This window comes from Bartonella sp. AP36NXGY, from assembly GCF_042195865.1.
Classification (GTDB): Bacteria; Pseudomonadota; Alphaproteobacteria; order Rhizobiales; family Rhizobiaceae; genus Bartonella.
The window spans coordinates 1-22,920 of record NZ_JBHIPD010000022.1 but is presented as its reverse complement, the minus strand read 5'-3'; the positions used below and the strand labels follow the sequence as shown (position 1 = coordinate 22,920).

18 protein-coding genes and 1 pseudogene are annotated in these 22,920 nt (G+C 41.4%); 17 read left to right on the top strand and 2 right to left on the bottom strand.

Annotated elements, in window-relative coordinates; all coding sequences use genetic code 11:
* From ACFINX_RS08050 to ACFINX_RS08020, 7 genes are all read left to right on the top strand, one after another.
* The coding region (locus ACFINX_RS08050) for a hemagglutinin repeat-containing protein (RefSeq protein WP_375668604.1) at positions 1-6,081 on the top strand (6,081 nt) is incomplete at its 5' end.
* A gap of 68 nt (positions 6,082-6,149) precedes the next feature.
* Positions 6,150-7,241, top strand: coding sequence for a filamentous hemagglutinin (locus ACFINX_RS08045; RefSeq protein WP_375668603.1), 1,092 nt, complete (start codon positions 6,150-6,152; stop codon positions 7,239-7,241).
* A complete protein-coding gene (locus tag ACFINX_RS08040; RefSeq protein WP_375634020.1) occupies positions 7,238-7,645 on the top strand; it encodes a hypothetical protein in 408 nt (135 codons plus the stop codon). Before ACFINX_RS08045 ends, ACFINX_RS08040 begins: the two co-directional genes overlap by 4 nt.
* A 180-nt stretch (positions 7,646-7,825) precedes the next feature.
* Positions 7,826-8,227, top strand: a complete 402-nt coding sequence (locus tag ACFINX_RS08035) for a hypothetical protein (RefSeq protein WP_026500687.1) — start codon at positions 7,826-7,828, stop codon at positions 8,225-8,227.
* Between the two features lie 176 nt (positions 8,228-8,403).
* A complete protein-coding gene (locus ACFINX_RS08030) occupies positions 8,404-8,808 on the top strand; it encodes a hypothetical protein (protein ID WP_026500686.1) in 405 nt (134 codons plus the stop codon).
* Entirely contained in the window at positions 8,796-8,921 is a 126-nt protein-coding gene (locus ACFINX_RS08025) for a hypothetical protein (protein ID WP_375668602.1), read from the top strand. Before ACFINX_RS08030 ends, ACFINX_RS08025 begins: the two co-directional genes overlap by 13 nt.
* Positions 8,922-8,984: 63 nt before the next feature.
* Positions 8,985-9,344, top strand: a complete 360-nt coding sequence (locus ACFINX_RS08020; RefSeq protein WP_015856194.1) for a hypothetical protein — start codon at positions 8,985-8,987, stop codon at positions 9,342-9,344.
* A 102-nt stretch (positions 9,345-9,446) separates the two neighbouring features.
* Here ACFINX_RS08020 and ACFINX_RS08015 read toward each other — a convergent pair whose 3' ends face one another.
* Positions 9,447-9,647 carry an AlpA family transcriptional regulator gene (locus tag ACFINX_RS08015; protein WP_015856172.1) on the bottom strand — a complete coding sequence of 67 codons (201 nt, stop codon included), beginning with the start codon at positions 9,645-9,647 and terminating at the stop codon, positions 9,447-9,449.
* 210 nt (positions 9,648-9,857) lie between these two features.
* Positions 9,858-11,024: a site-specific integrase gene (locus ACFINX_RS08010; RefSeq protein ID WP_015856731.1), complete on the bottom strand. Its 1,167-nt coding sequence runs from the start codon at positions 11,022-11,024 to the stop codon at positions 9,858-9,860.
* A 172-nt stretch (positions 11,025-11,196) separates the two neighbouring features.
* Here ACFINX_RS08010 and ACFINX_RS08005 point away from each other — a divergent pair.
* From ACFINX_RS08005 to ACFINX_RS07960, 10 genes and pseudogenes are all read left to right on the top strand, one after another.
* A pseudogene (locus ACFINX_RS08005) lies at positions 11,197-11,601 on the top strand (hypothetical protein); the annotation flags it as partial.
* A gap of 1 nt (position 11,602) precedes the next feature.
* Positions 11,603-13,060 (top strand): hypothetical protein, encoded by a 1,458-nt coding sequence (locus tag ACFINX_RS08000; RefSeq protein ID WP_375668601.1) that lies wholly within the window; start codon positions 11,603-11,605, stop codon positions 13,058-13,060.
* The gene (locus tag ACFINX_RS07995) at positions 13,060-13,485 is read left to right on the top strand and encodes a hypothetical protein (protein ID WP_375635055.1); all 426 of its coding nucleotides are present in this window, start codon (positions 13,060-13,062) and stop codon (positions 13,483-13,485) included. Before ACFINX_RS08000 ends, ACFINX_RS07995 begins: the two co-directional genes overlap by 1 nt.
* A gap of 1 nt (position 13,486) precedes the next feature.
* The gene (locus tag ACFINX_RS07990; protein WP_375635053.1) at positions 13,487-14,371 is read left to right on the top strand and encodes a hypothetical protein; all 885 of its coding nucleotides are present in this window, start codon (positions 13,487-13,489) and stop codon (positions 14,369-14,371) included.
* An 11-nt stretch (positions 14,372-14,382) separates the two neighbouring features.
* Positions 14,383-15,828 (top strand): hypothetical protein, encoded by a 1,446-nt coding sequence (locus tag ACFINX_RS07985; protein WP_375668600.1) that lies wholly within the window; start codon positions 14,383-14,385, stop codon positions 15,826-15,828.
* 1 nt (position 15,829) lies between these two features.
* Complete coding sequence (locus ACFINX_RS07980; RefSeq protein ID WP_375668599.1) at positions 15,830-17,896, top strand: glycine zipper family protein; 2,067 nt, start codon at positions 15,830-15,832, stop codon at positions 17,894-17,896.
* Entirely contained in the window at positions 17,893-18,543 is a 651-nt protein-coding gene (locus tag ACFINX_RS07975) for a transglycosylase SLT domain-containing protein (RefSeq protein WP_375668598.1), read from the top strand. Before ACFINX_RS07980 ends, ACFINX_RS07975 begins: the two co-directional genes overlap by 4 nt.
* A gap of 12 nt (positions 18,544-18,555) precedes the next feature.
* A complete protein-coding gene (locus ACFINX_RS07970) occupies positions 18,556-19,560 on the top strand; it encodes a phage tail protein (RefSeq protein WP_375668597.1) in 1,005 nt (334 codons plus the stop codon).
* Between the two features lie 8 nt (positions 19,561-19,568).
* Positions 19,569-20,582 (top strand): phage tail protein, encoded by a 1,014-nt coding sequence (locus tag ACFINX_RS07965; protein WP_375668596.1) that lies wholly within the window; start codon positions 19,569-19,571, stop codon positions 20,580-20,582.
* A gap of 7 nt (positions 20,583-20,589) precedes the next feature.
* Complete coding sequence (locus ACFINX_RS07960) at positions 20,590-21,603, top strand: phage tail protein (protein WP_375668595.1); 1,014 nt, start codon at positions 20,590-20,592, stop codon at positions 21,601-21,603.
* Positions 21,604-22,920 lie beyond the last annotated feature (1,317 nt).

Genomic DNA, 22,920 nt, shown 5'->3' with positions numbered 1-22,920 from the left:
GAGGGTGGGGCGGTTGACTTTTCTTCGCTGATGACGGGTGAAGAAGCTGTTTTAAAGGTTGGCAGCCTTGATGCAGGCACACTGATGACAGGTGTCGTTTCTACGGACGGTTCAGGGGATCTTGTTTTAGATGAAAAGGGCTTTCTTTTAATTACAGCAAAAGAAGGGGTGAAGGTTGGTCAGATTGCCAGTGGTGGCAATATTGAACTTTTTGCTGGCAACGACATTTATTATGATCAGGTCATTGGCTATGGCAGTGCAACCCTGACCTCGGTATCAGGAGGGATCAGCGTTGAGAATGTGCTGTCTGCTACGGGGGATGTGAGATTGACAGCAAACACACTGGATTTGAGCAATGATCGTTCTCATATTTACACGCCGCAAACGCTATATTTAACTGCGGATCATATTTATGTCTCGGGCAGCACGCTGATTTATGGTGGTTTAGATTTTCAAAGCACCAATGTTCTTGATATTCACCATGCACGGCTACAAGCCATTACCGATGAAGGAGGGACTGGAGATATTCTTTTTGTTGCTCCAGGCGTTATGGTGGATCAGTTCACATCGGTTTTAGCAGCACGAGATTTTATCATCAAAACCGGGGAGCTTGAAAATAGCGGTCAATTGGCAGCGGGTCATGATTTAGCTTTTAGCGTGACGGGCGATGTGACCAACAGCAAAACGGGTTTAATTTATGTAAAGGGCAATGGTGCTTTACAAGTTGATGGGGCTTTGCTCAATGATTTTGGCGCTATTATGGCAGAAGGCAATTTATTTTTCACCAATGCAGCTGGTACTGGAAAAAGCCTTTCGCTTGTGAATAAAGCGGGCGTTATTCAAGCAGGTGGAAACTTAAATATCCAAACCAACAGTCTCAAAAACGAAGCCGATAGCATGCCTGTCATCACGGAAAAAACGGAAGAAGTCGCCATAGCATTCGAAAAACCAAAGGGTTTTAATTTGCTCAATGAACAGAATTTATATCACGATATGAAGAGAGAGCGTTGGGGAAAGGGGTATGTTACGTATATATTAATAGGTGGAGAGGATTATATACATACTCAAGGAGGGTATCTTAAGGAAGAATTTGTATTTGATAAAAAGCTTTGGGCTAACAAAGAGGGAACCTATGGCACGGCAACTTTGCAAGGTGGAACAGTCTATAAGGCATTCACTTGGAAATATGATAAAAGAAAAGGAGATATAGAACGCTATCAATGGAATAATCAGTCATACATGACAGAGAAGATTGTCACGCAGAGTTTTTCGCATAAACCGGCTGCTCAGGGGATGATACAATCTAGTGGCAATCTCATCATTAATGCCGATACCATTGACAACCACTATAGCATTATACAAGCAGGAGGAAATGCCGATATCCACGCCAATGTGCTCACCAATTTGGGGGCAACGGTTTATAAAAACACTTATATGGGTTGTAATGCTAATACGGATGCTTATTGTTATGGTTATAAAGCTGATGGAAGCCGCGATGTTTCCTTAGATATAGCTAATGGCACTTATCGCCAGACCGGTTCAGAAGCTCTTGATGCAGTTCCTGGTCTTGTCCAAGCGGGTGGCACTTTAAATCTGGTGGTTGATCAACTCAACAACAAGGCAGGGGAAGGTTCTATTACAGGGGATGCGCATTTTAAAGCACAAGCAGTTGAAGGCAATCCGCTGGAGTCCTTAAGCGGTTTAACCGGGGCTGGTGCTTTGTTTACACCAAAAGTGGATATCAATGGTGCAGGAGAACTTTCTGAGGGTCTCCCTTTGCCAAAGCCTCAATCGGGTGGGGTTGGTGGCACCTTGCCCAAGCAGAATTTTATTTATGAAACGCGGGCAGAATTCCTTGATGTTGGCAAGTTTTATGGCTCAGCCTATTATTTGAACAGAATTGGCTACAATCCTGATCGGGAGATTTTTTTCTTAGGGGATGCTTATTTCGAAAAGGAATTGATTGAAAAACAAATGCGTGATCTGGTTGGTCAAGGTTTGGGTAAAGGCTCCTTTATTCCTGGAAGTGATGCCATTGAACAAGTCAAAACTTTGCTGGATGTCGGGGCAGACTATGCAAAAGCCCACAATCTCCCTTGTGGTGAGGCTTTGAGTGAAGAACAATTGGCGTCCCTAGAAGTCCCGATGGTGATTTATGTGCGCCAACAGGTCAAGGGCATGGATGTTTATGCTCCGGTGCTTTACATCCCTGAAAAAGACAGAGCCTCCTTTGTTTCTGCTGGAGCTTTGATCATGGGCGATGGTGTCAATATCACCAGCCAGAATACGAGCAATTCAACGATTATCAATTCAGGGCGGATTGCGGCAAATCACCAATTGCATGTGCATGGCGGGGATATCCTCAGTCAAGGAGGGCATTTTGCGGCGGGTGGTGATGCTGTTATCCTTGCGGAGAAGAATATTCGTTTGGATGCAGGGCGCACAACGGTTGACGGCGTGGAGACAGTATTAAACACCGAGGCGCTTTCTGCTGGTGGCAATGCGAGCGTGATTGCCAAGCAAGATATCACCGCCTCAGGGGTGGGGATCACCACCGGAGGTGATCTTGCCATGGCTACAGAACAAGGCAACTTGACGATCGGTTCAGCAGAAACCCATTACCATGATGAACAGGGTGATGCCACCATGCATCATAAATCGGAAGTCAGTTCTGGGGGTTCAACAGTCTTTTCATCAGGAAAAAATCTCAATATTTTAGGCTCAGATGTTCAAGCAACGGATAAACTTCTCTTGCAAGCTGAGAGGAATATTTCGATTGATGCCACACGCAACAGTATGGACAATCAGAATGGGAGTGAAACCTCCCATGTTGCCTTGCACAATGGCTCTCATCTAAGTTCTGGAAAGAATATGGATATCATATCGGGGCACGATATCCATGTCTCTGCTTCCGATATAGATGCCAAGGGCAAGGTGGGGCTGAAAGCCAGTAACGATATTTTAATCAACAATGCAGAAGATAGCTTAAATTATGAGATGTCTGATCACAAAGAGGATGGAATATTTAGTGAGAGAGTCCATAATAATGTTGAGGCTACCCAAGTCGTGAGCTCAAGTATAACAGGCGGTGAAGGGATAGCCTTTGAATCTGGCAATGATACAAAAATCATTGGGTCGATGCTTCTTGCTGGAAAAAAAGAGGAAACACCAGATCAAGCAAAAGCGGATATTTCTATTCATTCTGGTGGGAATATTCTTATAAAAGGCGCTCAAGAACACTACGACCAGCAATACCAATCGTCTTCAAGTAGCTTTTTGCATGAGGAATCGTCCGATAGTTCTCAATCGCATACCACAACGGTCTCCTCTATCCTTGGGGCGACGGGCAACATCGTGTTAGACGCACAAGGAGAAGCCAAGATTTCTGCTTCTCATCTGCTTTCAGGTCAAAACATCAATGTGACAGCAGAAAATGTGACGATTGATGGCATGCAAGATCACCATAGCAGCCACTCAGAAGAACATGCATCTGGTTTGGGCGCGGGTTCAGGCAAGGACTTTTTATCGATATATGGGAGTGAGGAAAAGGTGCAAAATGAAGAGAGTTTTGAACATCAAGGCTCTTCTCTCAATGCGTATGGCACTATCAACATCATTGCCAAGAAAAAAGATGTGAGCATAGTGGGCTCTGATTTTGCAGGTGAGAATATTAATCTTTCGGCAGCTCGTGATGTCAATGTGCTTGTGGGTCATAATAGCCATAAGTCAAATTCTGAAGAAAAGCGTTCAGGTTTTGGTTTTCAGTTTGGAAAGAGCAGCAGCAGTGTTTCTGTAGGAGTTGGGGTTGCAAGCGTCAAAGATACGGGCGATCAATGGGAAACCACTTCCACACAATCACACATCACGGCACGCCAAGATGTGCAGATTACTGCTGACAATGATGTGAATTTACAAGCAGCCATTGTTGCGGCGGATCGTGATGTCAACATTGATGCCGGCAATAATATCACCCTATCAGAAAGCCAAGATATCTCTAAGACACAAAAAAACCATGAAAATTTCTTTGCTGGTGTTACAGGTTCTGTCAATGTTGGCATTCTTAGTACCATACAAGATATAAAGGATGCAGGAAAACGTTTTGGTCATGGGGATACAAAACACAAAATCGGCAATGGCATCATTCTTGGTCTAAAAGGCAAAGATCTCTATAACAAAGGCAAAGATCTCTATAATGGGATAAAGAGCGGATCAACAAAAGATTCCCTTCTCAAAATGGTGGATATTTCTACCAGTGTTACCGTAGGCTTTAAGACTGAAAAGGAAGAGAAGTCTTCTCAGACATCTACTGCTGTAACCAATAGCATAGAAGCTGGGCGTTCTGTCAATATGAAAGCCCACAAAGGCAGCATCCATGGTGTTGGAGCCGACGTTATTGCCGGTACCAATCCTGTTTATGCGCTGGGCAATGATCCGCAGAGCGGGAATATCAACTTGGATGCAGGACAGCACATTACCTTTGAAAGTGCGCAAAACACGCAAAGCACACAAAACCATAACCAAAGCGCTTCAATGAATATTGGAGCCAGTTATGGTACTGGTGGCGCAGGGGTAACAGGCAGTGCTGCTTTTAGTCAAGGGGAAGGTTCCAGTGAACAGGTTCAACAAAAGAACAGCCATATTGTTGGCACAGGTACTGTTCATACCACGAGTGGGGCAAACACCACATTGGCAGGCGCCGTGGTTTCTGGAGAGCGTGTAAAAATGGAAGTAGGAGGTGATTTTACCGTTGTCAGCCGCAGTGATACGGGACAAAGTTCCAGCAAAAAAAACTCTGTTTCTGTCGGGGTTAAAGGCAATGGAAAGCCTGATGGTGCATCAATAAACGTCTCTTTCCAAAATGATCAATCCTCCAGCGATTATCACAGTGTTGTGGAACAATCAGGCATTAAAGCCCGTGATGACGGCTTTGAGATCACCGTTAAAGATAAAACAACGCTGACTGGAGGTATTATTGAAAGCACAGCCTTGGCAGAAAAAAACAGCCTGACCACAGGAAGCATCAGCACCAGTGATATTACCAACAGTGCGAGTGCCAAAGCCAGCAGTGATGGGATTAGCATTGCAGCGGGTGGTGCAATGGGCGAATACGACATCGCTAAAAACATTGCCAAAAATGTTTTAGATCATGCAGAACAACAGGATTCAAGGGAAGGATATACCAAATCCGCTATCAGCAATGGCACCATCGTCATTACTGATGAAGCAGGGCAGAAGGCATTAACAGGGCAAGGCGTTGATCAAACCATAGCTTCCCTTAACCGTAATACCGCTGAAGCTCATAAGGGTGTATCACAAATAGATGTCACTAAGCTGGAACAAACAGCTGGTGAAGACCGTAAAATGGCAACAGAATTGCTGGAAGAAGGATTTAAATACAGCGATAAAGCCTATAAAAAATATAGTGAAGAAGCCCCTAAAAAGCGTAATGCTGAAGCCCCTAAAAAGCGCAATGCTGAAGCCCCTAAAAAGCGTAATGCTGAAGCTCCTCAAAAGCACAATGATGTAGCCTCTAAAAAGCGTAATGCTGAAGCTCCTAAAAAGCACAATGATGTAGCCCCTAAAAAGCGTAATGCTGAAGCTCCTAAAAAGCGTAATGCTGAAGCCTCTAAAAAGCACAATGATGTAGCCTCTAAAAAGCGTAATGCTGAAGCCCCTAAAAAGCGCAATGCTGAAGCCCCTAAAAAGCGCAATGCTGAAGCCTCTAAAAAGCGTAATGCTGAAGCCCCTAAAAAGCGCAATGCTGAAGCCTCTAAAAAGCGTAATGCTGAAGCCCCTAAAAAGCACAATGATGTAGCCCCTAAAAAGCGCAATGATGTAGCCCCTAAAAAGCGCAATGATGTAGCCCCTAAAAAGCGCAATGATGTAGCCCCTAAAAAGCGTAATGCTGAAGCTCCTAAAAAGCGTAATGCTGAAGCTCCTAAAAAGCGTAATGCTGAAGCTCCTAAAAAGCGTAATACTGAAGCCCCTAAAAAGCACAATGATGTAGCCTCTAAAAAGCACAATGATGTAGCCTCTAAAAAGCGTAATGCTGAAGCCTCTAAAAAGCGCATGATGGAGTAGAAGGGGAAACCAAATCTGCTATCAGCGATGGGACTATCATCCTTACTGATACAACTGGACAGAGGGCGATGGGGCAAGATGCTGGACAAATCATTGGCTCTCTCAACCGCAACACCGCAGCAGCCCACCAAGCTGTAGGACAGCTAGATGTCGCACCGCTTGAGGGAGCAGTGCATAATCGCCTAGATATGATCAATGATTTATCGGATGAAGGATTGGGATACTGGGACAAAGTGCGCGAAGTCGCAAATGTTAAAGAACATCCAGTAGGTGAGATTTTGCATGATGAAAATGGCAATGTCCTCTATTTAACCGATGAAAATGGAAAACCTATAAAAGACAGCGATGGAGAATATATTACTCTGTATCACTTTTTAAATGCTGAAGATGAGCAGCATTTACAAGCTGGCTCTGATGGCAACAGGCGTATGTTCTATAATGGTATTTTTAACACACCAGATGAAGCAGCCGGTAATGCTGTCCACTTAGCTGATAATGAACATGAACCCCTTTATTTTACATACCACCCACAAGCTAAAGATAAGCTAGTAGAGTTCGGGGTAGCAATTTATGAGTATTTTGGGGGATGGAGTAATTCGACCAAGAAATTCCAAGATTTTGCCTCTCGTTATGGTAATGATGGGGCGATTGTTAGTGCGCATAGTCGTGGTAGCTTAACAGTAGGCAATGGACTACGTGACTTTGAAAAGCGCGGCATCCACGGTATAGCAGAAAAAACAGATATTTATCTTTATGGACCAGCGGATCATGCTCAATCGATAGCGAATGCATTATATGTCGTAAGCGATGGCAAAAATGATCATGTTTACTTACAAAGCCATGCATCTGACCCCATTAGTACGTTGTTTGGTTACAATGCACCTACTTTTTATAAAGTACCTTTAAATCTAGATGTTTCACTTTTGGAGAAAGGTATAAAAAATCCTTTATATATGACGCTGTTTGTAGGAAAAAGTTTATTGACTACAGCAACCTCTCCATTGATAGAGGGAGGGAGGGCGTTAGGCGGTTATGATCCTAGTCCCCATAATTGTTATGGTGATGCAAGTAAAGCGTGTATAACTAATTATGGAACATCTCCTACTAAACAAATTCATTCAATTTATTCGACTTTAGATCATTTATGGAAGAAAAAATGAGACAAATTTTAAAATTATTGAGTGGTATAGTCCTATTAAGTGTGACTGGATGTGACATATCAAAAATTGACAGCAGTCCTCCAGAGTACGTGAGTATGTGGGAGAAGGCAGGTGCAGATTCTACTGAGGTAGGAAAAGCCCTCTTAGAATGTGGAATACCGAGCCTTATTGATGCTGATTCAGAAAATAGAAAGCTTAGTGTTAATGAGGATGCAACAATTTATGCTTGCATGGTTCAATCAGGATTCCATTATAAAGGGAGAGGAAACTGGTGTTATACATTTAGAGAAGAAAACCTTCCCATTTGTCAGCTTGGTGCTGTCATCCCACAGAGAAGTGTTGAGAAGCGCTTAAATAGCCCATTTTGTAAAAGGTATAAAAATGCGGATGAATGCCAACCTTAAGTTTTGCTGTTTGTGATGGTCAACAATCCCTCATCCTTGTCTTCGCTTGAAATGACGGGATTGTTTTCTCAACCAATCATCTCAATATTGGGCACCGTTGTTTTAAGCAGCGATGACAGAAAATATCAACAGGTTTATGAGCTGTTTTATCGTAAAGAAACCCACTGAAGGAGGGGAAGAATGAAGAAAGTCTTGCAATTATTGAGCGGCATAGCTCTGTTAAGTATAGCTGGATGTGAGTATAAAGCTGAGGTTCCCTTATCAGCTTGGGAATTATGGGATAAGCCTGGTGCAAATACAATTGATATAGGGAAAGCGCTGTTAGAATGTGGCATGCCAACACCTTATAATCGTGATGAATACAACAGAAAGTTAGACGGAAATGCGAACGCATTAATTGAAGCTTGCATGGTTCAAGCAGGTTTTAGATATAAATCCGGATATTTGAGTTCGTGTGAGTTTTTTGATGCTCGTTTTCCGATTTGTCATTCAGGTGCTGTCATTCCTCAAAGAAGTGTTAAGAAACGCCTGAACAGCCCCCATTGTAAAAGAAATAGAAACAAGCCTGAATGTCTACCGTAGTTTTTTGATGATGGTATGATTAAGAGTAATCTTTAGTTTTTTTATCTTTTGCATAAGTGTGTGGGCCAATTGTATCGGCACTCAACATGTTTCAAATTGATATGGACAGAGGAATATAAAACATCGACAAGCTTATAAGCAATCTTATCATAAAAAATCATTGAAGGAGAGAAAAAATGAAAGCAACTTTAAAGTTATTGAGTGGATTGGCTTTGCTTATTATAGCTGGATGTTTTCCAGGTCCTTACCAGGCTGTGGATGTATTAGAGAAGCTAGGAGAAGATAAGATTGAGATTAAAAAAGCACTATTAGAATGTGGAATGCTGAATCCTCATGATGATTATATGATGGATTATAGAGAGTTAAGTATAAATGCGAATACATCTATTTATGCATGTCTAACCCAAGCAGGTTTTCATAGTAAATTAGGAGGGAAGTGGAGAGATCGGTGTAGAAATTATAATGCCGAAGATCTTCCGATTTGTGTGCCAGGTGCTGTCATTCCAAAACGAAGTGTCAAGAAGCGTTTAAATAGCGCTTATTGCCAAAAATATAAAAATAAACCAGAATGCCAACCTTAAGCACTGCTAGTGATGATCAACAATCTGCCATCCTTGCCTTCACTTGGAATGGCGCGATTGTTTCCTCAATCTGTCATCTCAATATTGTTCACCGTTGTTTTAAGCAGCGGTGACAGAAAATATAAACAAGCTTATGAGCTGTTTTATAGTAATAAATCCATTGAAAGAGGGGAAAAATGAAGAAAATCTTAAAACTGTTGAGTTGTATAGCTCTGTTAAGTATCACTGGATGTGTTAATTCAATTCCCTCACTTTCTCCAGCATTATGGAGAAATAAAATACTTTTAGAATGTGGAGTACCGGACCTTAATAAGGTTGTGGCGCTAGATTTGAATCAATTTGCCAGTATTGAAATGTGTATGGCGCAATCAGGTTTTCGTCCTAGCTTTACAATACAAGAATGGTGTGAAAACCATAAATCGGACAATCTTCCCATATGTCGTCCTGGTGCTGTCATGCCTCAGCGAAGTGTTGAGAGACGCTTAAATAGCCCTTATTGTAAAAAACATTCAGAACAACTTGAATGCCAGCCTTAAGTCTTGCTTCAGTAGAGAAAGCCTTGAATTTACACCAAATAAAGCACCAGGTTGATGAGTTTGAGAAAGCCTTGTCCGTCCTTACGTGACAAGGTTTTCTTTTTATGCCGCGTCGTTATAACGTTGCTGTTTTGCTTGCTCGATGACATTCAAAAGATCCGATTGTAACCAACGCGATAAAAAACCAAATTTTAAAGGTTTTGGGAGAGAGCCATTGGTCACATGACGGCGGAATGTTGAGACACTCATATGAAGCAGTTTTGCACTTTCACGGTCTGTTAAAAGAATATCATTTTCTGTCATACTAAAATCCTTTCAAAAGTAAAAAAATGAGAACAAATCATAACTATTTATTAACCACATTTTGGTTCATTTTTGAAGGTATTTTATTTATAGAAAACAATATTTTATCATAGTTTTTCTGATGTGATAATTTATGACTCCTATTGAGAAAGAATGAGAGAGAAGAGAGAGAAAGTTATCCACAGATAATGGGGTTATTCACCCCATATCTTAAGATTGACCCGTGACATAAGCCGCCCATTTATCCATATAAACACGGCGCTGTTCTAGATAATCAGTACGACGATAGGCACGCTCTACTTTGCCGCCAACTGTATGACTTAGAATAGTTTCAGCGACCTCATAGGGGGCATCGGTTGTTTCAGCGAGCCAATCACGTAAACTAGAACGAAATCCATGGGGGCATGCCTCAATTTTATTGTCTCTCATATATTGAGCCATACAATTTGCAGCGAGGGGACCCCGACCGGTTGCAGAAAAGAAGAAATCATTGCGAGAAAGCAAGCGCGCTTGTTTTAAGATTTCTAATGCTTCTGATGATAGAGGCACGCGAAACTCTTCTGTAGTATCACGTCGACCTTTCATATTTTCAGCAGGGATTGTCCAGATATCGCCATCAACTTGGTCTTTATGAATATGACACAAAGGGTTGGTACGAACGCCTGTCAAAATAAGCAAACGCAAAGCCAGTTGTGTTAAGGTTGATGCTTCGCAAAGTGTTTTATAAAAGGCAGGGACATCTCTCCAATCCATAGCTGGAAAATTTTGCGTTTTATGGCGTTGTTTACCTAAGAGAGCGCGTGCTTTTTCTGTTGCTTGTAAATCAACATCCAAACCCAAAGCAGCCGCATGTTTGAGACAAATATTAAGGCGGGTAAGAGCTTTATCAGCTGTTGCTGCTTTTGTATGCCAAATGGGAGCAAGTGTATTGCGTATCTCTGTTTGTGTAATCTCTGAAACGGGGAGGCAACCTAATTTGGGGAGAATATGGAGTTTTAAGGGTAAAAACCAACGCCCATCTTTACCATCTCCTTTTAGTTCAGCTTTACGGCTTTCAAAAGCATCCAACGCGATATCTTTTAAATAATGGAGATTACTTATTGCCTCACGCTTTTGTTTATTGCGTTCTTTAATGGGGTCACGACCTTCACGAAGAACAGAGCGCCACCCAGTTGCCAATTCACGGGCTTGTTTTAAAGAGACATCTCTCAAGGCACCCAAGCCCATTTCACGGCGCCGCCCATGAATGGTAAAACGGTAAATCCATTGAGCACCTCCATCTTTACGCTTATGAAGTAACAAGCCGGCACCATCATTATATTTGCCAGCTCCCAATGTTGCGACAGCCCTTGCATTAAGACGGTTCATAAGAGCCATTTTTAGTCCTTTCTTATACAAATTTTATCCATACACTCATCCCACTTGTTATGTACAAATGAGTGGTTTTAGTTGATTCAAGATAAACAGATTTGAAATGAGAGAATCTTACGTTATTCGGGATTCTAATTCAATATGAATAACGCTATATTATCATTATAAATCAATGTGTTATCTGAGTTCTGATCAACATCATAAGTTTGCATTGGAGTGTAAGGACCATGTTTCTTTAGAGCCTTTGTTATCATCAGAGCAGCAAGGAACGCCGGTTTGTTACAGTTATTTTGATAGGAAATTACATCTTTATCCCACGCCGGATAAAGCCTATCAGATTCAACTCATTCTCTCTCCATTGCGTTTATCAGAGATAGAGAGTGTTGATGAGGAGCATCCATGGTTTGTGCACGCGTTTGATTTGATTAAGGCGCGTGCAAAATACGAACTTTACAAGAATATCTTGAAAGATCCCGATTGTGCAACGGCAGCTTACAATGACTTTAACGAACAGTTGCATGAATTGCGTGCAGAGACGTCTCAACGTCATAACGTGACCAGAATAATACCAACGGATTTTTAAGATGGTTTATTTTCCAATCGCTGATTACAGACCAGATGTTTCGGTCGTCAACGGTAGCTTTACGGATACGCTTGTGAATGTTTTACCGGCTGATGGCTGTTACATTCCGATGCCTAGTGCAATGGTTGTGTCTCATGCTTTGGAAGAAAAGCCTTTGGGGTGCATAGCGTTTAGAAGTGGCAATGGTGTTAAGATAATCGTAGGAGGCAAGCAAAAGCTTTACAGTTATGATAGTCAAACGAAGGGGTGGAAGGACATAAGTCAAAGTGGTGTGACTTATCATGCGCATGAAGATAATCAATGGTCGTTCGCTTTGTTTGGTCAAAGAATTATTGCGGTGAATAAAAATGATAAACCACAAGTTTTTAATACCCATAGTTCTGAACGATTTGAAGATTTAGGAGGCAATCCCCCGAAAGCAGGCTTGGTGAAGGTTTGGGGACCTTTTGTTTGTTTGATGCAATTGACAGATCACCCCAATCGCATTCATTGGTCAGGTTTGGAAGATGCAACCCATTGGACAGTTAAGCAGAAAGATTGCGATTTTCAAGATTTTCCAGATGGAGAATATGTTCAAGGGTCTACGGAATCGACTAATCCCCTCATTTTTATGCGTTCTGCTATTTATGCAGGAACCTTTGTTGCGGGTTCTAAGATTGTGTTTACGTTTCAAAAGATACAAGACAAGCGCGGAGCCCGTAGTGCGTCCTCTATAGCATGTCGAGGGAGTGATGCTTTTTTTGCGAGTGATGGTGGTTTTTATCAGATGAGTTTGGATGGTCAACTTTTGCCGATAGGCTTTGAGAAAGTTGATAGAACAGTTTTTAAAACCTTTGATAAGTTTGCTCTTGATGAGATGCAAGGGGTTATAGATCCCATTGATAACCGGATTTACTGGTCCTTAAAGAGAGGCAATAACGAGCAAACGACCTTTGTTTATGATTGGGGATTGCAGAAATGGTCGACGCTACAGGGAAAACCTTTCACGTTGTTTCCAGTATTTACGACAGGGTATACTTTAGAACAGTTAGATGAGATATCGATCAATCTTGAGACATTGCCGGCTTCTTTAGACAGCCCTCGTTGGCAAAGTGGCGCACCCATGCTTGGTGCTTTTGATGATGAAAATCGGCTTGTTATGTTTACGGGAGCACCGATGGAGGCAACGGTTGTTTCGCAAGAATTGGGAGCACCAGATGGAAGTTTTAACTTTATCACGAAGATGTTTGCTGAAGTTGATACGACGGAAGGTCTTTTAAGTATCGGAGAACGTCGGCTTCGTAATGATCAGACACCGATTACATGGCACCAAGAGAGGGCATGTTCTTATCTTACGGGCGCTTATCATGGTCGTTCGCGCAATCGTTATCACCGCTTTAAATTGCGTATTCCTGAAGGTGTTCATTGGAACCAAATCACAGGATTTAATGTGGATTTACGTCCTTTAGGCAGAGGGTAATGGCAAAAGTCTTTTTGACCACGTCTTGGGATATGGAGCGTATAGCACCATACCTTGAAGACATCATTGCGTCGTTTCGCGAGTATGTGGAACGTTTTAAACATGAAATCACGTTGCAAGAGCTCCTTGAAGCGATTTGCAGTGGCAAGAAACAGTTATGGCTTGTTTTGGATGATGACGAGCGCTTTTTAGCGGCATTCACGACCCAGATACAGCAGACAGTTTTAGGAAAGAAGCGCGCACTGATTTGTGAATGTAGTGGCAAGGGCATTCTTGATCAAGTTGACAATTTGCAAGTTGTAGAGGATTGGGCGCGTGAGAATGGTGCTTCTGAAATGGAGATCTTGGGTCGTTTAGGTTGGAAACGTGCACTGAACAAACAAGGTTATGGCATAGATATGCTTTATTATAGGAAGGAATTGTGACATGGGGAGCAGTAGACCAGCAACGACAGAACAGAAGCAGGTGCAGACAAGTGCCCCTCCTGCTTGGATGCAGAATGTCTTTAAGCGAGGTGGTGCGGATGCGTATAATCTGTATGATACAGGGGCGGGTGGGAATGTTTATGGCGGTCCTCGTGTAGCGCCGTTAAGTGATCAAACGCGCTATGGAATTGGTGGTCTTGGAAGTATTCCACAGCATTATCAAAATCGCTCTTTGATGAATACGATTTACAATCCAACGTTGACAGCAAGCAATCTTGGAAGAGTGGCTTCTGGTGATATGGTTGGACAGAATCCGTCTTTTAATGCCGCCCTTCAAAATAGCTTAGACCGTGTAAGAGATACGATTAACAGCTCTTTTGCAGGTGCGGGTCGTTATGGGTCCGGTGCACATGCAGGTGTATTAGCAAATGAACTTGGTGCTTTGTCCACAAGTGCTACAGCAGACCAGTATAATCGTGATGCGGATCGCATGATGCAAGCCAATGCCATGATAGACCAAGCCAATCAAAATCAATTGGGCGCCTCAAATAACTTCTTACAGGGTTATGGGAATGCCTATTCCAATGCCATACAAGGGGGAGGTGTGCTTGATGCCCACAATCAACGCCTTGTTGATGCCAATAGAGAACGTTGGCTGGAACAAGACAATAGCGGCTGGAATAGGTTGAATATGCTTATGAACGCCGGTCATGGCTTTGCAAGGAATTACGGCACGACAACGAATAATAATACAGCCTCTATGATGCAAGGCAACGACCCTTGGAAGAATTTTGCGACAGTAGCAGGTCTTGCGACAAGTTTTATGGGTATCCCTGATATTTCTAAACCTTTTGGCGCATTTTTAGGCAAAAAATTCGGTGTATAGGAAAGAAAGAAATGGAAAAAAGTTCTTGGTTCGATAACATTTCGCGTTTTTTTATTCCTCCTGATCAAGGTGAACATCCTTTAGTTAGAATGTCTAGAATAGGAGCAGATGGTTTAATACAACATAGTACACATCTCCCACCTACATTAAAACGCAATAGAAGGAGATGGTCTACAGTTCAAGAAGAAAGAGAACGCCAAAAGCGTGAAGAGATCTATGGTCGAAAGCTATTAGGAATGGTTATTCCGAAGATTGGTGAGAGACCTATTGATAAAATGAATCTGTTGCAGAGAGTCATACAGCAGCATCAAGGTCCTGCTACTCCTAGTGCAATTTCTATTGATAAACCGTTTGAGAGTGGTTCTCTTGCGCCTTCTCAAATAGGAACTATTGTTCCGGATGGAGTATATCATGAGAAGAAGGAACCTTATGTGGTTCCTGAAGCAGAAATACCATTTGGTGTTGGTAATCATCCACCACTCCCTAATGCACAGGAGATTAAACAACTTACGCCTATAGTAGAGGCAGCTTCAACACCACAGTCACAAACTTCTCCAGTAGATACTCGAACTGGTTTTGAAAAGTTTGTCCAGTCTGATTTTTATAAAAAGCTTCAAGATCTTTTTGCAGGTATGTCGGCAGCACCGTCAGGCGGTTCTGGGTGGGATGCGCTTGCAAGTGGTGTGAAGCGTCTTAACGAAGGAGATAAACAAAGAGGGCAGGTTAATCAGACCGTCGAATATCTAAAATCTAAAGGGTACAGTGAAGAAGAGGCGCGGTTCATGGCTGGGAATAAAGATGCATTGAATGCTTTTCTATTACAAAAAGTGAACGGCGGTTATGATGCTAGATCTAAAGAAGAAATGGACCGCCTACGAGAAACAATAGATCTTAAAAATAGTGAAGCTATCAGTAGTAATACACTCCATGACATTGAACGTTTTATGAATTATATAGAAGAGAATGGTGATTGGGCTACGGGAAATCTTGCTGATTGGCAAGCTTCTTTTAAGATTCCTCAACACCGTGATATGCGTTCACTGCTTGATTCCATTAAAAACCGTATAGGTATTGACCGTTTAGAAACGATGAGACGGTATTCACGCAATGGTGCTTCTGGTTTTGGTAACCTTACAGAAAGAGAGCTTGATATCTTAAAGAGCTATTTAGGAGAGATAAAGTACGACTTGGGTCATAAAGAGCTCTTGTTTAGGTTGAAAAAAATCCATCAGATTTTGGCTAAGATGAAATTAGACGTATTGAAATTGCTAGAAGACAGCAGCATTGAATTAACGCAAGAGAGTGTTGATAAGGTTACCTCACAGTCGCATTCTAAAGCTCCACAGCAAGGACGTAATGCTTTGCCACTTGTTACCAGCAAAGAAGAGGAAGATGCATTGCCTTCCGGTGCACGCTTTATTGGTGAAGATGGAAAGATAAGGGTTAAAGGGGCTTAAAATGGCATATATTCCTTATTCTCGCATTGTTGATGATGTATCCGATAATGATGGTACGTCTTCGGTGAAGAACAGTCGTGGTAATCAAGGAAAAAAAACAACGGGTTATATTCCTTATTCCCCTCTTGTTGATGATGATACGGCTTCATTTAATACAAAATTTACAGCAGATGATTTTTCATTTGATGATAAAGATCTTACGTGGTCGGATGCTGTTAGAAGCCATGGTACATCTGGTCTTACAGCAGGTTATAGTGATGAGATACAAGCGGCGAATGAAGCGGGTTTTATAGATTATTGGCGTGGTGATAAACGAGCAGAGGAGATCTATAATAGAAGGGTAGCTAAGGAGCGCGCTTACCTAAAAGCTTTGGAAGAGAAACATCCATGGTTATCTTCTGGTGCTTATATTGCTGGTTCGATTTTACCAACATTAGCATCTTTGGGTATTCCAGCATTAAATTTTTTGCGAGCAGGTTCGACTTTAGGAAGTTTAGGTAGGGGAGCTATTGTTGGGGCAGGTTCTGGAGCTTTACATGGTTCTGGTGCAGGAAAAGGTTACAATGATACGGTGAATTCGGCATTAGCCGGTGGTGTTGGTGGGGCAGTTTTGACGCCGGTTGCTGCTTTAGGAGGTATGGGTATTTCTAAGGCAGTTCGTAGTTTAGGAAATGCTTTAAAGTCACCTCCTGTCGTGAGGAATTATTTTAATCCTGCTCGTAAAGAGGTTTCAAATAAAGCTTTGCGAGAAGTTGCCAAGCAACTTTACGATAATAAAACCCAAAAGATCACGGAACGTCTTAGCTCAGAACCTCAGGAAGTATTTTTGACAGATATTAATGAAAAACTACGACAGACTTTGTGGAATGCGTCTAAAACAAATGAAGATGTTTATAATCTCTTGAAACAAGCGCATGAGAAAAGATTAGGCGGTTCTGTTCAACGTCTTGATGATATGATGGAGCAGACGATTGTTCCATACCAGCATAGAGATACTTTAAGCAGGACACTTAAACGGCAAGGAAAAGAGGCTCATGATCATCTCTATGAACAAGCGAAGCAAATTCCAATAGGAAAAGAACATTATCCAGCTCTTAATAAACTTTTTGAAAATAAAGGGTTTCAAAGAGCTCTCAAAGAAGCTGTTAAGACTTTAGAGGAACACCCCCTCAGTATAAATCCTAGACGATTTTATAATAGAAAGTTTAGCAGTATAAACTATAAACCTACGATAGAGTTATTAGATCAAACCAAGAAGTCTCTTGATGATTTAATCGAAAAAAGTAAGAAACATGGCGATAACCAGAAGGTTTTAGGATACGAAATCCTCAAACAAGATTTAGTAAAAATAATGGATCAAATCTCTCCTACTTATCAAGCAGCGCGTGGTAGTGCAGCAAAATTCAAAAATTTTGCAGATAGTTTTGAGAAGGGTAGACAAGCTCTAGGCACGAAACTTGAAAAGAGTATTGAAAGGGATGCAGTTAAGGAAAATCTTTCTAAAGGGAATTGGACAAAACAAAATAATACCTATCAGATGGGTATGAGAAATGCCTTAGATGATTTACTCAGAAAAAGTGATGACCCTATTAATGAATTTTCTAAACTTTTAAAACAAAATCTTGCGTCTGAGAATCTTGAAAGGACCATAGGACCGGAACGGTTTTCTACTTTTAAAAAGGCAGTAGATCAGGAGCAATTCTATTCTGATGCAGCAAAAGAGGCTTTTAGCAAATTTGAAGGCACTCCTGAGTTTTCTGTTTTTGATGGAATTAATTTTTCAAATTTTTTGCATTGGCCAACTGAATCTCTAAAATTAGCACGAAACATATTTTTCCACCCGAATGCTCCAGAGGCGCTACGGGCAAGACAAGAGCTAGAGCGCGGTATAGCGAAGTTAGCAACTTTTGGCGTTAAAGGAATGGAGCGCAATGAAATTGCCAAATTGATTCAAAGTGCTTTGAAGTGGCATAAAGCCGGTGTGATAACGGATGAAGGCTTGAAGATTGTTTCTAGAGCTGTAGCAAAAGGGTTAGGTCCTAGTGCTTCAATAGAGTACGCGAAATGACCCGTTCTAGTCCTTCTGTTAATCAAGCGATACGGCAAACGGCAGCGCGTTATGGTTTGCCAGAGAGTTATTTGTACCGTGTTGCGCAAGTAGAAAGTGGAGGCAATCCGAATGCAAGGAATCCCCGTTCTTCTGCGGGTGGGTTGTATCAATTTATAGACAGCACCGCCAAACAATATGGTTTGCAGGATCGTTTTGATCCCATGCAAGCGGCAGATGCCATGGGGCGGTTGACGCTTGATAATCGCAATCATTTAAGCCGCCTTTTGGGAAGAGCGCCTAGTGAAGCGGAATTGTATTTAGCACATCAACAAGGTGCAGGAGGAGCCGCGCGGCTTCTTCAAAATCCCCATGCCAATGCGGCGCAAATTGTTGGGAGCAATGCGGTTGGCTTGAATGGTGGAAACAACGCTATGCGTGCAAGTGATTTTGTCAACCGTGTATTACAGATGTATGGTGGGCAGCCTCATAGAGCAAGTCCTACAGCGCATGGTGGCATTAGAAATAGAGACAACTTGTTAGAGGTTTTAAGGGCATTATTAGCATCACAAGAAGAGGCTTCGGAAGAAGAAGAGAGTGATGATGATGATAATCCTTTGATGACGCAATTCATGCGGGCGTTTTACGGACCATTTTACCGGAATTAGGATTCACGAGAAATGTCAACGATTTATGATTGGTCGCTTAGAGCGGCGGATAATACGCGTTCTGATAATTTGATTGATTGGTCCGAAGGACAGCATCCTAGCAGTGTGAACACAAGCGCCCGTGTGATGATGCAGCGCGTAAAGGAATACTTGTCAGACACGGGTGGAGAGCTTGAAGGCATTGTTACAAATGATCCTGTCCAACAAACGAGTGTGATAAGACTTCAAAGCCAATCGCAATTTTTAGAGTATAAGAATGGTATCGTTTTGCGCTTTATGGCTATGGGTAAGAATGTTGGAGCGACCACGATTGTCTTAAATGCTTTAGATGGCAAGCCGGTTTATAAAGCAACAGAAACGGGTTTATCGCTTTTATCAGGGGGGGAAATCCAACAAGGGTGCATTTATACATTGTTTTATAATGGAGATCATTGGCATCTTGTTAATCCTACCCCACTCCCTTTAGAAGAAGAAGAAAGCAGTCTTTATCCCACGGGTTTTATAGGAACGTTTGGAATGCGCGGGATTCCAAAGGATTGGTTAATTTGCGATGGGAAGGCTTATTTGCGTCGTGATTATGGTGATTTATTTGAGACGATAGGAACGGTTTGGGGAGAGGGTGATGGCGCCACGACATTTAATGTTCCCGATTTTCGAGGGATGTTTTTACGGGGGCTTGATGGAGGGCGCAATATTGATGAGGGGCGTTCTTTTGCAAGTGTGCAAACAGATTTAATTGAGTCGCATCAACATCAAGGACAGAGCCTTTCGATGTCTCATTTTACCAGCAACGAAAACTTTTGGGATGGGAATACGACGGATGTGTTGGGCTATCGTCTAGGCTTGTTTGGGGGGAGTTCTCTAGCGAATTTTATGGGCATAGAGCGTGAGAATTTAGGGGGCTACATTGTAAGTTCTCATACTCTTGATGAGAACCAAGAGGTTGTTTTGGAGAGCACTGGTGAAGGCGAGACGCGTCCAGTCAATGTGAGTGTTCTGTTTGCGATTAAGACATGAGGTGTAAGATGTCGACGATCTATGATTGGTCTTTAAATGCCTCCTTGAATGCCTATTGTGATGATTTGATTGATTGGTCAAAAGGACAACGTCCTAGTAGTCTGAATAATAGTGCTCGTGTGATGATGCAACGTGTGCGTGAATATTTATCGGATACGAGTGGTGTGATTGAAAGCACTTTTACGGTTGATGCTGAACACCAGACGACGTTGATAAGACTTCAAAGCCAATCGCAATTTTTAGAGTATAAGAATGGGATATCAATTTGTTTTAAAGCGAAGGGCAAGAATGTTGGGGAAACCGCAATTGCCTTGAATGATTTGGCGGCTAAACCTGTTTACAAGGCGACGGAATTAGGTCTCCGTGTTTTATCGGGAGGCGAGCTTCAAAGGGGGTGCATTTATAGCTTGGTTTATAGGGATCATGCTTGGCAAGTTTTAAATCCTACGCCTCTCTCTTTATCGCAAGAGCCGGTTATTCCTGTTTATCCACCAGGGACGATAGGGATTTTTGGGATGCAAGTTTTGCCAGATGGCTGGTTACCTTGTGATGGGAAGGCTTATTTGCGTAGTGATTATCCTGCTCTTTATGAAGCGATAGGGATCAGGTGGGGAGGCGCTGATAGTTGGACGAAGTTTAATGTTCCCGATTTGCGTGGTGTTTTTTTACGAGGTGTTGATGATGACCGCGAGATAGACCGCTTTCGTTATCTTGGCACTTTACAAAATGACGCAATGAGAAAGCATGACCATGGGGGTCAATCCTTTACGATTTTGAATGATGAAAATCAGGAAGAGAGTTGGCATGGTGATATGACGATCATCTGGGGATATGTGTTGAATGACCAGCAAAGGTTGAAGCTTGCTGAACGTTTGGGCGTGAGAGCAGAGGATATACGCGTGCACCATAAGCTCGCCTTTCCCCATTCCCACCTTCACATGCGTGATGTTGCATTGGCAAGTTCAGGTGTAAGTGAGACGCGCCCGATTAATATGAGTGTTGTGTTTGGAATCAAGACGTGAGGTTTAGATGTCCACGATTTATGATTGGTCTTTAACGGCATCTGAGAATGGTGGTGCTGATGCTTTAATTAATTGGTCAGAGGGACAGCACCCTAACACGGTTAATAATAGCGCTCGTTTTATGATGCAACGGGTAAGTGAGTATTTATCGGATACGGGGGGTGTGCTTGAAGGGATTGTGACGGTTGATAATAACCAAAAGACGAGCGTGATAAGGCTTCTAAGCCAATCGGCATTTTTAGAGTATAAGAATGGCATATCGGTTTGTTTTAAAGCGAAGGGCAAGAATGTTGGGGCGACAACAATTGCTTTAAATAATCTAGCTGGTAAGCCCGTTTATAAGGCGACAGAAACCGGTTTATTAGCCTTATCGGGAGGAGAGATACAAGATGGCTGTCTTTATACGCTTGTGTATGATGAAGAGCTTACGGGTTGGCAAGTTCTCAACCCGACAAGGAGCAAAGTTTCTTCCTTAAAACGTTTACCTTCCGGTCTGATAGGACCGTTTGCAATGGAGCGCTTGCCAGATGGTTGGTTGCCATGTGATGGGAAGGCTTATTCGCGAAGAACGTATAGAGCCTTGTTTGAAGTAATAGGGACGACGTGGGGAGAAGGGGATGGCGCCACGACGTTTAATGTTCCCGATTTTCGGGGGCTATTTTTACGGGGACTTGATAATGAACGCAATTTAGACCCTTGGCGTTCTTTTGCAAGTATACAATCCTGTTCTTTAAAAGCGCATGAACATTTTATAGGTCCAGCGTCATCAGAAGGTCTTTCTTCTCGAAAAAAACGGGATGTTTCTTCTACTGAAGCGCCCGTGACAAGGCGAAAGAGAGCTATAGACGAAGAGTGTGTAGGTTTGAGTGGGGATGCTTTGGACAAGTGTAATCAAGAATTTGACCAAATAGCAGGAAGTCCACAGGTAGAGACTCCCTTTTGGTTTACAGAGTCACATTATACAAAAAAATGCAATAAAGTCAATATGTTGTTTGCAATTATTTTATATGAATCCACTTAAGAATCCATCTTTTTATACGTGATTCATTTGATCATTTTTTATATAAGATTGCCATGTATGAATAGACCATAAAAAGCAAATCATGACGTGAATATTATAACGCATGTGTGTATTCAAATAAAATGAAAAGCCGATATCATTCATAACAGTTTATAAATTTTATGATATGTTTTTATCACTCAAAATCGCATTGTTTAAAATTTAGTTGTTTGGAATTATCGATAACATACGTTTAAAGATCACATCTTGTTTTAATGATTGGATTGTTAATCGCATGATAAAAACATAAAATTACAGTTTTCAAAATTGAGAAGCGTAAAATCTAAAAATGCTATAGCAATATCTTATTACCTATAGAGGGTAATCGTTTGAAACTGTTATAAGATAAATTGTACCAAAAGATACGCATTTATAGAAAATAGAGATCATATAATTTTTCCCAAAATTGGGAAAAACCTCTAAAATGGCATTAAAGAAATTAACTGTTTGAACCTGTCATAAGCTTATAGGTTTAATTTAAAAAATTGCATAAAAGGATTAAGGATAAAATCGCTTTTAAAACGCTTACTAAAAGTTAAAAAAACGATAAAGAGGTATTTTATATCTTATGAAATGAAAAGCCTTTTAATGAATAGATTGCAGACTAGTTTTTAAGAACGGAATTATTCGCTTCCACAAAAAAATGGAGGCGGGTAATACCATAGCAGTAAAATACTATTTTACCTTAGATATGGTACTAAAAAACGTTTTAAAAGTTACCATTTAAAAGTACAGAGCACAAATATAGAGCGATTAATTTGCAAAGAAGTTCTGTTTAAAAGAAACTTATGAAAGCCTTTCTAAATGAACGTTTAAACGTTTGAAACGGATGTTTATAACAGTTTTTAAAGCCTTGCGTTTGATAAAAGCGGTTATTTATTTGTCTTATGAGAGATTGTTTTGAAAACCAATACTCGTAAATGTAAAAAACGAGTTTTGTTAAAGCTAACAAGCGTTTTGATTTTATAGAATGCGTTATGTGAATTCACTCAGCTCGATTTTGAGCTTAGTATATTGAAACGTTTTAAAAGAAGCATCATGATCATGGGCTTTGTTTTCAATGAATCTCTTTAAAAGATAAAGACGTTATGATTAATACGTTTGAGAGAAACAAAAAGCATTTATAGGCTCTCCCATTCAAAAGAGTGATTAAAGATCATACGCATCATTTACATTCCTTTTGATAAGTTTTCATATCTCAATAGAGTGCTTGCAATATGATACGTTTTGTATATATGCATTCATTACTCCATTGTGGATGATTCATTTTAATCATTA

Bases quoted from the DNA above. Each gene is read 5' to 3' on its own strand.
- ACFINX_RS08045 (WP_375668603.1), top strand. From the start codon at position 6,150: ATGGGGCAAGATGCTGGACAAATCATTGGCTCTCTCAACCGCAACACC.
- ACFINX_RS08040 (WP_375634020.1), top strand. From the start codon at position 7,238: ATGAGACAAATTTTAAAATTATTGAGTGGTATAGTCCTATTAAGTGTG.
- ACFINX_RS08035 (WP_026500687.1), top strand. From the start codon at position 7,826: ATGAAGAAAGTCTTGCAATTATTGAGCGGCATAGCTCTGTTAAGTATA.
- ACFINX_RS08030 (WP_026500686.1), top strand. From the start codon at position 8,404: ATGAAAGCAACTTTAAAGTTATTGAGTGGATTGGCTTTGCTTATTATA.
- ACFINX_RS08025 (WP_375668602.1), top strand. From the start codon at position 8,796: ATGCCAACCTTAAGCACTGCTAGTGATGATCAACAATCTGCCATCCTT.
- ACFINX_RS08020 (WP_015856194.1), top strand. From the start codon at position 8,985: ATGAAGAAAATCTTAAAACTGTTGAGTTGTATAGCTCTGTTAAGTATC.
- ACFINX_RS08015 (WP_015856172.1), bottom strand. From the start codon at position 9,647: ATGACAGAAAATGATATTCTTTTAACAGACCGTGAAAGTGCAAAACTG.
- ACFINX_RS08010 (WP_015856731.1), bottom strand. From the start codon at position 11,024: ATGGCTCTTATGAACCGTCTTAATGCAAGGGCTGTCGCAACATTGGGA.
- ACFINX_RS08000 (WP_375668601.1), top strand. From the start codon at position 11,603: ATGGTTTATTTTCCAATCGCTGATTACAGACCAGATGTTTCGGTCGTC.
- ACFINX_RS07995 (WP_375635055.1), top strand. From the start codon at position 13,060: ATGGCAAAAGTCTTTTTGACCACGTCTTGGGATATGGAGCGTATAGCA.
- ACFINX_RS07990 (WP_375635053.1), top strand. From the start codon at position 13,487: ATGGGGAGCAGTAGACCAGCAACGACAGAACAGAAGCAGGTGCAGACA.
- ACFINX_RS07985 (WP_375668600.1), top strand. From the start codon at position 14,383: ATGGAAAAAAGTTCTTGGTTCGATAACATTTCGCGTTTTTTTATTCCT.
- ACFINX_RS07980 (WP_375668599.1), top strand. From the start codon at position 15,830: ATGGCATATATTCCTTATTCTCGCATTGTTGATGATGTATCCGATAAT.
- ACFINX_RS07975 (WP_375668598.1), top strand. From the start codon at position 17,893: ATGACCCGTTCTAGTCCTTCTGTTAATCAAGCGATACGGCAAACGGCA.
- ACFINX_RS07970 (WP_375668597.1), top strand. From the start codon at position 18,556: ATGTCAACGATTTATGATTGGTCGCTTAGAGCGGCGGATAATACGCGT.
- ACFINX_RS07965 (WP_375668596.1), top strand. From the start codon at position 19,569: ATGTCGACGATCTATGATTGGTCTTTAAATGCCTCCTTGAATGCCTAT.
- ACFINX_RS07960 (WP_375668595.1), top strand. From the start codon at position 20,590: ATGTCCACGATTTATGATTGGTCTTTAACGGCATCTGAGAATGGTGGT.